This window comes from Streptomyces sp. NPDC002513, from assembly GCF_053595355.1.
Window position 1 is genome coordinate 109,593 of sequence record NZ_JBSFXK010000015.1, and the last position, 10,405, is coordinate 119,997.

Below are 10,405 nucleotides of genomic sequence, written 5' to 3' on the forward strand. Positions count from 1 at the left end.
GGGTAACGCTGAGCAACGCTGATCAAGGCTTACCAACGCAACATGCCGCAGCCGCTCCGGCAACCGCCGACGAGCCTGCCTTGTGCTGTGCCAGAAAGGGCGCTTCGTGGCCGATTCCGGCAACCCCAACGAGAACATCCCGTCCACCGACGCCGGCGTGGCGACCAGCTCGAACGGCGAGGTCACCGCGTCGTACGACGCCAGCGCCATCACCGTCCTCGAGGGTCTGGACGCGGTCCGCAAGCGACCCGGCATGTACATCGGCTCGACCGGTGAGCGTGGCCTGCACCACCTCGTGTACGAGGTGGTCGACAACTCCGTCGACGAGGCCCTGGCCGGTTACGCGGACACGATCGCGATCACGATCCTCGCCGACGGCGGCGTGCGCGTCGTGGACAACGGGCGCGGCATCCCGGTCGGCATCGTCGCCTCGGAGAACAAGCCGGCCGTGGAGGTCGTGCTGACCGTGCTGCACGCGGGCGGCAAGTTCGGCGGCGGCGGCTACGCGGTCTCCGGCGGTCTGCACGGCGTCGGCGTCTCCGTGGTGAACGCCCTGTCGACCAAGGTGTCCGTCGAGATCAGGACCGACGGGTACCGCTGGACGCAGGACTACAAGATGGGCGTCCCGACGGCCCCGCTGGTCCGGCACGAGGCGACGGACGAGACCGGCACGTCGGTCACCTTCTGGGCCGACCCGGACATCTTCGAGACCACCGAGTACTCCTTCGAGACGCTCTCCCGGCGTTTCCAGGAGATGGCGTTCCTCAACAAGGGTCTGACGATCAGGCTCACCGACGAGCGCGAGTCGGCGAAGGCCACCTCTGGGGCGGACGAGGCGGGCGCGGACGAGACCCCCGAGGTCAAGACCGTCACGTACCACTACGAGGGCGGCATCGTCGACTTCGTGAAGTACCTCAACTCCCGCAAGGGAGACGTGGTGCACCCCACCGTGATCGACCTGGAGGCCGAGGACAAGGACAAGAGCCTGTCCCTCGAGGTCGCGATGCAGTGGAACAGCGGCTACAGCGAGGGCGTGTACTCCTTCGCCAACATCATCCACACCCACGAGGGCGGTACGCACGAAGAGGGCTTCCGGGCCGCCCTGACCTCCCTGATCAACAAGTACGCGCGCGACAAGAAGCTGCTGCGCGAAAGGGACGACAACCTCACCGGTGACGACATCCGCGAGGGCCTGACCGCGATCATCTCGGTCAAGCTGAGCGAGCCGCAGTTCGAGGGCCAGACCAAGACCAAGCTCGGCAACACCGAGGCGAAGACCTTCGTCCAGAAGGCGGTCTACGAGCACCTCAACGACTGGCTGGACCGCAACCCGAACGAGGCCACGGACATCGTCCGCAAGGGCATCCAGGCGGCCACCGCGCGCGTGGCGGCCCGCAAGGCCCGTGACCTCACGCGCCGCAAGGGCCTGCTGGAGACCGCGTCGCTGCCGGGCAAGCTGTCCGACTGCCAGTCGAACGACCCCACCAAGTGCGAGATCTTCATCGTCGAGGGTGACTCCGCCGGTGGTTCGGCCAAGTCCGGCCGCAACCCGGAGTACCAGGCGATCCTCCCCATCCGAGGCAAGATCCTCAACGTCGAGAAGGCGCGGATCGACAAGATCCTGCAGAACCAGGAGATCCAGGCGCTGATCTCCGCCTTCGGCACCGGCGTGCACGAGGACTTCGACATCTCCAAGCTCCGCTATCACAAGATCATCCTGATGGCGGACGCCGATGTCGACGGCCAGCACATCAACACCCTGTTGCTGACCTTCCTGTTCCGCTTCATGCGGCCGTTGGTCGAGGCCGGACACGTGTACCTCTCCCGCCCGCCGCTCTACAAGATCAAGTGGGGCCGGGACGACTTCGAGTACGCGTACTCGGACCGCGAGCGCGACGCGCTGATCGAGCTGGGCCGCCGCAACGGCAAGCGGATCAAGGACGACTCGGTGCAGCGCTTCAAGGGCCTCGGCGAGATGAACGCCGAGGAGCTGCGGGTGACGACCATGGACGTCGACCACCGCGTCCTCGGCCAGGTCACCCTCGACGACGCCGCGCAGGCCGACGACCTCTTCTCGGTGCTGATGGGCGAGGACGTCGAGGCACGCCGCGCATTCATCCAGCGCAACGCCAAGGACGTCCGCTTCCTCGACATCTGAGTCGGTCTCAGCTGACCGCACCAGGAAGGATCTTCACCAGCAATGGCCGACGAGAACACCCCCGTGACACCTGAAGAGGGCGGCGAGACCACGCTGCGCGTCGAGCCCGTCGGGCTCGAGACGGAGATGCAGCGCTCGTACCTCGACTACGCGATGTCCGTCATCGTCTCGCGTGCGCTGCCCGACGTGCGGGACGGTCTGAAGCCCGTGCACCGCCGTGTCCTGTACGCGATGTACGACGGCGGCTACCGGCCCGAGAAGGGCTTCTACAAGTGCGCCCGCGTCGTCGGCGACGTCATGGGCAACTACCACCCGCACGGCGACTCCTCGATCTACGACGCGCTGGTCCGCCTCGCGCAGCCGTGGTCGATGCGGATGCCGCTGGTGGACTCCAACGGCAACTTCGGCTCCCCGGGCAACGACCCCGCGGCCGCCATGCGCTACACCGAGTGCAAGATGGCGCCGCTGTCGATGGAGATGGTCCGCGACATCGACGAGGACACCGTCGACCTCACGGACAACTACGACGGCCGCTCCCAGGAGCCGACGGTCCTGCCGTCCCGCTTCCCGAACCTGCTGATCAACGGCTCCGCCGGGATCGCGGTCGGCATGGCGACCAACATCCCGCCGCACAACCTGCGCGAGGTCGCGGCCGGCGCCCAGTGGTACCTGGAGAACCCGGACGCCTCGCACGAGGAGCTGCTGGACGCCCTCATCGAGCGCATCAAGGGCCCCGACTTCCCCACCGGAGCCCTGGTGGTGGGCCGCAAGGGCATCGAGGAGGCCTACCGCACCGGCCGCGGCTCGATCACCATGCGGGCGGTCGTCCAGGTCGAGGAGATCCAGAACCGCCAGTGCCTGGTGGTCACCGAGCTGCCGTACCAGGTCAACCCGGACAACCTCGCGCAGAAGATCGCCGACCTGGTCAAGGACGGCAAGATCGGCGGCATCGCGGACGTCCGCGACGAGACGTCGTCCCGTACCGGCCAGCGCCTGGTCATCGTGCTCAAGCGGGACGCGGTCGCCAAGGTCGTCCTGAACAACCTCTACAAGCACACCGACCTGCAGACGAACTTCGGCGCCAACATGCTGGCGCTGGTCGACGGCGTGCCGCGCACGCTGTCCCTGGACGCGTTCATCCGTCACTGGGTGACGCACCAGATCGAGGTCATCGTCCGCCGTACGCGCTTCCGGCTGCGCAAGGCCGAGGAGCGGGCGCACATCCTGCGCGGTCTGCTGAAGGCCCTGGACGCCATCGACGAGGTCATCGCGCTGATCCGGCGCAGCCACACCGTCGAGATCGCCCGCGACGGCCTGATGAGCCTGCTGGAGATCGACGACATCCAGGCCAACGCCATCCTCGAGATGCAGTTGCGCCGCCTCGCGGCCCTGGAGCGCCAGAAGATCGTCCAGGAGCACGACGAGCTCCAGGCGAAGATCCACGAGTACAACGCGATCCTCGCCTCGCCCGTCCGCCAGCGCGGCATCATCAGCGAGGAACTCGCCGCGATCGTCGAGAAGTACGGCGACGACCGCCGCTCCCAGCTCGTTCCCTTCGACGGTGACATGTCCATCGAGGACCTCATCGCCGAGGAGGACATCGTCGTCACGGTCACCCGCGGCGGCTACGTCAAGCGCACCAAGACCGACGACTACCGCGCGCAGAAGCGCGGCGGCAAGGGCGTGCGCGGCACGAAGCTCAAGGAAGACGACATCGTCGACCACTTCTTCGTGTCGACCACCCATCACTGGCTGCTGTTCTTCACCAACAAGGGCCGCGTCTACCGCGCGAAGGCCTACGAGCTGCCGGACGCCGGCCGGGACGCGCGCGGCCAGCATGTCGCGAACCTGCTCGCCTTCCAGCCGGACGAGTCGATCGCCGAGATCCTCGCGATCCGCGACTACGAGGCCGCGCCGTACCTGGTGCTCGCCACCAAGGGCGGTCTGGTCAAGAAGACGCCTCTGAAGGATTACGATTCGCCGCGCTCCGGCGGTGTCATCGCGATCAATCTCCGTGAGATGGAGGACGGTTCCGATGACGAGCTGATCGGGGCCGAGCTGGTTTCGTCCGATGACGATCTGCTCCTGATCAGCAGGAAGGCTCAGTCGATCCGGTTCACCGCGACCGACGAGTCCCTGCGTCCGATGGGCCGTGCCACCTCGGGCGTCAAGGGCATGAGTTTCCGCGAGGGAGACGAGCTGCTCTCGATGAATGTTGTTCGACCCGGTACGTTCGTGTTCACTGCCACCGACGGCGGGTACGCGAAGCGGACCGTCGTCGACGAGTACCGCGTCCAGGGTCGCGGCGGCCTCGGCATCAAGGCCGCCAAGATCGTCGAGGACCGTGGTTCGCTCGTCGGCGCGCTGGTGGTCGAGGAGACCGATGAGATCCTCGCCATCACGCTGTCGGGCGGTGTGATTCGTACGCGAGTCAACGAGGTCAGGGAGACGGGCCGTGACACCATGGGCGTCCAACTGATCAACCTGGGCAAGCGCGATGCCGTGGTCGGTATCGCACGTAACGCCGAGGCGGGGCGCGAGGCGGAGGAGGTCGACGGCGACGGTGCCGTGGACGAGACCGCCGAGGAAGCCGCGGCCTCCGGCACGGACGAGGGTGAGGCGCCCTCGGCCGAGTAGCACGAGGAGTGAGTCAGCGTGAGCGGAGCCACGGGCGCCGGATCGACCGGTTCGGACACGGACGGCGGCGGCCGTGGCTCCGCCACGGACTCGGCACACTCCCATGAGTCTCATGGATCCCAGGGGGGAACTGTGACGGACACCCGAGGCCCGCAGACCCAGCAGCACGCGGCTGGAGCGGGCCCGGCCGCTCCGGGCGCCCAGCAGGCCGCGCCGAACACACCGCCGGCCGACGCCTCACCCCTGCCGGGGGAGCGCCGCCCGCAGCAGGCCGCGGGGCCCTACCACCCGCCGCAGGCCTACCCGGCGCAGCAGGCGACGGGCGCCGTGCGCCGCCCCCGGACCGGCGCACGCACCACCCCCCGCACCCGCAAGGCGCGGCTCAGGGTGGCGAAGGCCGACCCGTGGTCGGTGATGAAGGTCAGCTTCCTGCTCTCCGTCGCGCTCGGCATCTGCACGATCGTCGCGGCCGCGGTGCTGTGGATGGTCATGGACGCCATGGGGGTCTTCTCCACGGTCGGCGGGACGATCTCGGAGGCCACCGGCTCCAACGATGCGAACGGCTTCGACCTCCAGTCGTTCCTGTCCCTGTCGAACGTGCTCATCTTCACGACGATCATCGCGGTCATCGACGTGATCCTGGCGACCGCCCTCGCGACGCTCGGCGCGTTCATCTACAACCTTTCCGCGGGCTTCGTGGGCGGCGTCGAGCTGACGCTGGCGGAGGACGAGTGAGCGGAGCCCCAAGGAGCGCGGCGGCACCCGAGGGCCGGGCTCCGGGCGCCCGGCCGTCCGCCGCCGGGTAACCGATTTTGGGACTTCCCACGTCGTGCGCTAATCTTCAGGGGTCAGCGAGCGGGACACACACCGCGGAGCACGGCGGGGCTATAGCTCAGTTGGTTAGAGCGCATCCCTGATAAGGATGAGGCCACAGGTTCAAATCCTGTTAGCCCCACCAGCGCGAAAACCCCCAACCGATTATGGTTGGGGGTTTTCGGCATTCACGGCCGGCATCGGCCGCCTTCTCTGTGTCAACGGCCCGGCACCTGGGAGCGGGTGCCGGGCCGTTCGTCGTGGGGCGTTGTACGCAAGTTCGCCCGGGGTGGGGCCGCGGCGCTGGTGCGGGGGCGGTGGCGCGGCCGGAAGGTCTGGTCAGTGCTGGAGCCGTCCGGTCGTATCGGGGGGATCGGCGGGCCGGCTGGGGGCTCTGAGGGCGCAGCGGGCGAGGCGGAGCGTCGGTGCGGAGACCGGCAGGCGGTGACGGCAGGCCGGGGAGGAACCGTGGGCCTCGGCGCGGATCCGTTGTTTCATCGTGGGGGGCAGGGACCGGTAGCGTCCGTGGGCCGGTCGCTGGGGTGTCACCTGGGCCGTGGTGCTGTTGCGGGCCGGCTGGGGCCGGGGTACATCCGCGGCGGCGGTGGTCGTGGTGATGAATCCCAGCGCGGTGAACAGCGCGAGGAAGGCGGTGACGACGGCGGTCCACAGCTTCATGACCTGGGTGCGGGCCATGACCCCTCACTTTCGGGTCGAGCGATTTGCGTACTTTCCTCATGATGTGTAGAGAGGCCGCGAAGTGGTGGACCGACGCCCGTGGCGCATCGATCTTCGGATGAACACCACTCGGATGGACGCAGGAGACCCGGAAAAGTCAGGAAAGGCGGGGAGGGCGCCGAACGTCACCCTCTGTGAGGAATGATCACGCGGAGACGCGGCGGGGGCGTCCGGCCGTACTGCGCTGTCCCGGGGCGGAGTTGAGCACCGGCTCAGGTCACCGATCGATATCGATCGGTGTGTATAGTCGGGCGGCAGAAGTCCCCTACGTCAAGGAAAGACGAGGTCGCGCGGTGAAGAAGCTCCTCCTGGTCGCACTGGCCGCCATCGGCGGGCTCCTCGTGTACCGCCAGATCCAGGCGGATCGCGCCGAGCAGGACCTGTGGACGGAGGCGACCGACTCCGTGTCCACGGGTTCGTGAGTCCACACGGACAAAAGACAGCAGAGCAGGCCCCGACCGCCGGTGCGGTCGGGGTTTTGTGTTTTTCCCGTCCCCCCGGCTCCTGAGGGGAAGCGTTTCGGCCGCTCGTACGCAATACCGGGGTGCCGCCGTGGCCCGCGGGGCAGGATGGGCGACGGGCCCGGGACGGCGGAGTACGGCGGGGGTGGAGCGTGCGGCAGCGGCGTACGGAAGCGGGAGACGGGTCCTCGTGGCGCGGTCGTACGCCGGCGCACGCGTTCGCGGCCCTGTGCGCGGCGGTGGCGCTCGGCACGGTTTCGGCACTCCCCGCGCGGGCCGCGCCACCCCCCGCGGTCGGCGACGGCACGCCCGCCCCCTACGCGTTCGCCCGCGACGCCGGGACGGTCACCGGTGCGGCGGGCACCACGGACGCCGTACGCCTGGACCCCGGGCGCCTCTACCGGAGCCCGCTGCCCCCGGGCGCCAAGCGCTACTACCGTCTGGACCTCGACGCCTTTGCCAACGCCTATGTCTCCGCGACGGCCGTGCCGCGGGCGGGGGCGCGCGTCACCTCCTCCGACGGCCTCAAGGTGTCCGTCCAGGACGCCGACGGCACCACGTGCTCCTCGGGCACCTCGCACTTCGGACCCACCCAGAGCCCGCACCCGATCGCCGCCTGGGCCTCGCGCGAGACCGGCCCCGGGACCTACGGGTGCAAGAGGGCGGGGGCGTACTACGTGGTCGTAGAACGGCGCGATCTGACCGCCGCCGTGCCCGTCGGCTGGGACCTCGAGCTGGACTACGTCTCCGAACCCGCCCCGCGCCGGGCCGGGGCCCTCACCCCGCCCGGGACCTGGAACTCCGGGTCCCCGGAGCCCGTCCTCGGCGAGGCCGCGCGACGCACGGGCGGGGCGGGCTTCGCCACGGCGAGCGCCCTGGGGCAGGGCGTCTGGCAGGACGGCATCAGGCCCGGGCAGACCCTCTTCTACAAGGTGCCCGTCGACTGGGGACAGCAGCTTTCCGCCACCGTGGAGATGGGCAGCTCCGGGGGCGGCGACGGCTATGTCGGCACCGCCGTGGCCATGTCGCTCTACAACCCCGTCCGGGCCTACGTCGAGGACGCCGACGCCGGGTACAGCGGCACACAGACCTCGGCGGCGCTGGATCCGCTGCCGCCCGTCGACTACGCCAACCGCGGCGCCGTCGGCAGCCGTGCGGGCGGTATGCGGTTCGCGGGCTGGTACTACCTGGCCGTCCACCTCGGGGCACCCGTGGCGGAGCGGTTCGGCGGCGGTCCGTTCGGGCTGACCCTGCGGGTGCGGGTGAGCGGGACCCCGGTGGCCGGGCCGGTGTACGCCGGGCGGTCCGCGCCGCGCGATGTGTTCGAGGTCACGTCCGCGGACCGGGCGGAAGCGACGGCGGGCGCGGGGGCGGAGTCCGACGCGGGCGCAGGCAACGGTCCCGGCGGGTCCTCGCCCCGCACCGCCCCGGCCGGCGCCGGCAGCGTGGCGGCGGGGGACACCCGCGCGCTGAAGCTGGTCGCCGTGGGCGGGATCGGCACGGGAAGCGCGCTGGTCCTGTGGCTCGGGGCGTGGACGGTGGTGGCCGGCCGGCGGCGGGCCCGGCGCCGATGGGCGGGGTGACCGCCGTTCAGAGGCGGGTCAGGGCCCAGAAGCCCACCGCGAAGCAGACCAGCGCGAGGAGCAGGACCGGCACGGTGACCTTCGCCGGCGGTCCCGCGCGCCGGGGGGCCGCTCTCCTGCCGTGCCGTGCGACCCGCTGCGGCTGGGTGGGGGCGTACGGCGACGGCGCGGCGCCCGCGTAGACCCCGCCCTGCCCGGCTGTCGTCGCCGGGGCCGTGTGCGGGCCGGGGGCGGGCACATACGTGGATTCGTGCTGCGGGGCGGGGGCCGTGTACACGGGGGCCGGAGCCGGAGCCGCCACGGTGGCGGGGGGCGTGGGCGGCGGCCCGGGCGCGTCCGGCAGCGCACCGAGCGGCGCTCGTGGCAGCGGCGGCGGCAGCGGGAAGCTCCCGGTGTCCGACATCGTGGACGGCCGCGCGGGAGGCGTCGGATCGGCGGCCGGCCTGGGCGGTACGCCGCCCGGCGCGGCCTGCGGTCGTACGGCGGGGGGAGGCGGCCCGGATGGGGAGGGGGCGAGAGGTGGAGAAGGAATGAAAGGGTCGGATGGGGCGGAAGTGGTAGAAGGGGTGGAATCGGCAGAAGATGCGGCAGCGGGAGGAGGTGCGGAAGCGGGAGGAGGTGCGGCAGGCGTGGCGGCGGGCGTGCCGGACGCCGCCGGGGCGGCGGTCGGCCGTGGCGGGATCGCACCGGTCGTGAGTCGTGCCGGTCCGCTCTCGGGCCCGGCGAAGTCGCCCTGCGACGGCTGCGGGCGCTGCGATCCGGCTCCGGTGGACGCGGTCCACGCCACGCCGCTCGCCCCCACGCCGCTCTTCCCCGTACCGCTCGCCTCCGCACCACCGGCCGCAGGGCCCGATGCGTCGGCCGCAACGCTCGATGCCGCGGCCGCGGCGCCCGATGTGCCGAAGGTGGTGCCCCGCGTGCGCCGCGCGCCCCCCGTCACCCCCGACGCCGTACCCAGCGGCCCCTCGGGCCCGAATCCCGCCGGGAGCGGACCGAGGTGGTCGAAGATCTCGACCTGTTCGTCGTCGTCGCCTGGCTCGGGCAGCAGCTCCTTGGCCGAGCCGAGGGCCTTGCGTGCCCCCGTGGCGGTGCGGAAGCGCGCGGCCGGGTCCGGTTGCAGCAGTGTCGCCACGACCTCCCACAGGGGCCCGGGAACGCCGCGCGGTGCCCCGGGGGTGCCATGGGACGCGAAGTGCTCGACCAGGGCCCTGGCGTCCGGCTTGGCGCCCTGGAGCAGATACAGCGCGACCAGGCCCACGGCGAACAGGTCGGCCGGGAAGTCCGGTTCCGAGCCCAGCAGTTGTTCGGGCGCGAGATAGCCGGGTGTCCCCACCACGTAGTCGGCCTCCGTCAGCCGCGGCTCTCCCAGGCGCATGGCGATGCCGAAGTCCGACAGCCGCAGCCGGGGCCGTGCGGTGCCGGTGGCCTCCAGCAGCACGTTGGCGGGCTTGATGTCCCGGTGCACGACCCCTTCCGCGTGCACGGCCGCGAGCCCGGACAGCAGCTGGTCGAGCAGGGTGCAGACGAACGCCGGAGGCAGCGGGCCGTAGTCCCCGACGAGATGGACCAGCGAGCCCCCGGCCACCAGGTCCATGGTGAACAGGACCTTGTCGTCGTCCGCGGCCCAGCTGGCGGGCGCGAGCACATGGGGATGGTCGATGCGCAGCGCCTGCTCGCGCACGAACCTCAGCAGTGCGTGGGCGTCCCTCTGCAGCAGGACCTTGGCGGCCACATAGCGGCGCCGCCGGTGGTCCCAGGCGCGCCAGACCGCGCCGGCTCCCCCGCGCCCGATGGGGTCGACCAGTTCGTACCGTCCGGCGAAGACCTCACCCATGGTCGTACGTCGCTCCCCCTTCCGGACGGTGCCGGGGACTCCCGCGCACCCCCCCGGCGCGGGAGTCCCCGGCGGCCGAGGTCTCGGCTAGTTCCGTACTTCGCGGGTAGCTCGTTCAGGTTTCTGGCCAGCGGGGATGTGTTGGTTCCAGGCCGAGGAGGTCGAGGAGATGGAGCTGGAC

At 70.7% G+C, this 10,405-nt stretch carries 7 protein-coding genes and 1 tRNA gene; 6 read left to right on the plus strand and 2 right to left on the minus strand.

Going from position 1 to position 10,405, the window contains the following annotated elements; translation table 11 throughout:
* The first annotated feature begins 82 nt into the window (after positions 1 to 82).
* The 4 genes from gyrB (at position 83) to ACWD5Q_RS13650 (ending at position 5,753) form a co-directional block, all read left to right on the plus strand.
* Positions 83 to 2,158 carry a DNA topoisomerase (ATP-hydrolyzing) subunit B gene (gene gyrB / locus ACWD5Q_RS13635; protein ID WP_451427152.1) on the plus strand — a complete coding sequence of 692 codons (2,076 nt, stop codon included), beginning with the start codon at positions 83 to 85 and terminating at the stop codon, positions 2,156 to 2,158.
* Positions 2,159 to 2,200: 42 nt separating this feature from the next.
* The gene (gene gyrA, locus ACWD5Q_RS13640) at positions 2,201 to 4,795 is read left to right on the plus strand and encodes a DNA gyrase subunit A (protein ID WP_451427153.1); all 2,595 of its coding nucleotides are present in this window, start codon (positions 2,201 to 2,203) and stop codon (positions 4,793 to 4,795) included.
* Between the two features lie 18 nt (positions 4,796 to 4,813).
* On the plus strand, positions 4,814 to 5,530 hold the full coding sequence (locus ACWD5Q_RS13645) for a DUF3566 domain-containing protein (RefSeq protein ID WP_451427154.1): 717 nt from the start codon (positions 4,814 to 4,816) through the stop codon (positions 5,528 to 5,530).
* Positions 5,531 to 5,676: 146 nt separating this feature from the next.
* Positions 5,677 to 5,753, plus strand: a tRNA-Ile gene (locus tag ACWD5Q_RS13650).
* A 194-nt stretch (positions 5,754 to 5,947) separates the two neighbouring features.
* Here ACWD5Q_RS13650 and ACWD5Q_RS13655 read toward each other — a convergent pair.
* Complete coding sequence (locus ACWD5Q_RS13655; RefSeq protein WP_451427155.1) at positions 5,948 to 6,304, minus strand: DUF6344 domain-containing protein; 357 nt, start codon at positions 6,302 to 6,304, stop codon at positions 5,948 to 5,950.
* 335 nt (positions 6,305 to 6,639) lie between these two features.
* Between ACWD5Q_RS13655 and ACWD5Q_RS13660 the strand changes: the two genes are divergently transcribed.
* Both ACWD5Q_RS13660 and ACWD5Q_RS13665 read left to right on the plus strand, forming a co-directional pair.
* Positions 6,640 to 6,768 carry a DLW-39 family protein gene (locus ACWD5Q_RS13660; RefSeq protein WP_221886882.1) on the plus strand — a complete coding sequence of 43 codons (129 nt, stop codon included), beginning with the start codon at positions 6,640 to 6,642 and terminating at the stop codon, positions 6,766 to 6,768.
* 191 nt (positions 6,769 to 6,959) lie between these two features.
* The gene (locus ACWD5Q_RS13665) at positions 6,960 to 8,390 is read left to right on the plus strand and encodes a hypothetical protein (RefSeq protein WP_451427156.1); all 1,431 of its coding nucleotides are present in this window, start codon (positions 6,960 to 6,962) and stop codon (positions 8,388 to 8,390) included.
* Between the two features lie 7 nt (positions 8,391 to 8,397).
* Here ACWD5Q_RS13665 and ACWD5Q_RS13670 read toward each other — a convergent pair whose 3' ends face one another.
* Positions 8,398 to 10,224 carry a protein kinase domain-containing protein gene (locus tag ACWD5Q_RS13670; protein WP_451427157.1) on the minus strand — a complete coding sequence of 609 codons (1,827 nt, stop codon included), beginning with the start codon at positions 10,222 to 10,224 and terminating at the stop codon, positions 8,398 to 8,400.
* Positions 10,225 to 10,405 lie beyond the last annotated feature (181 nt).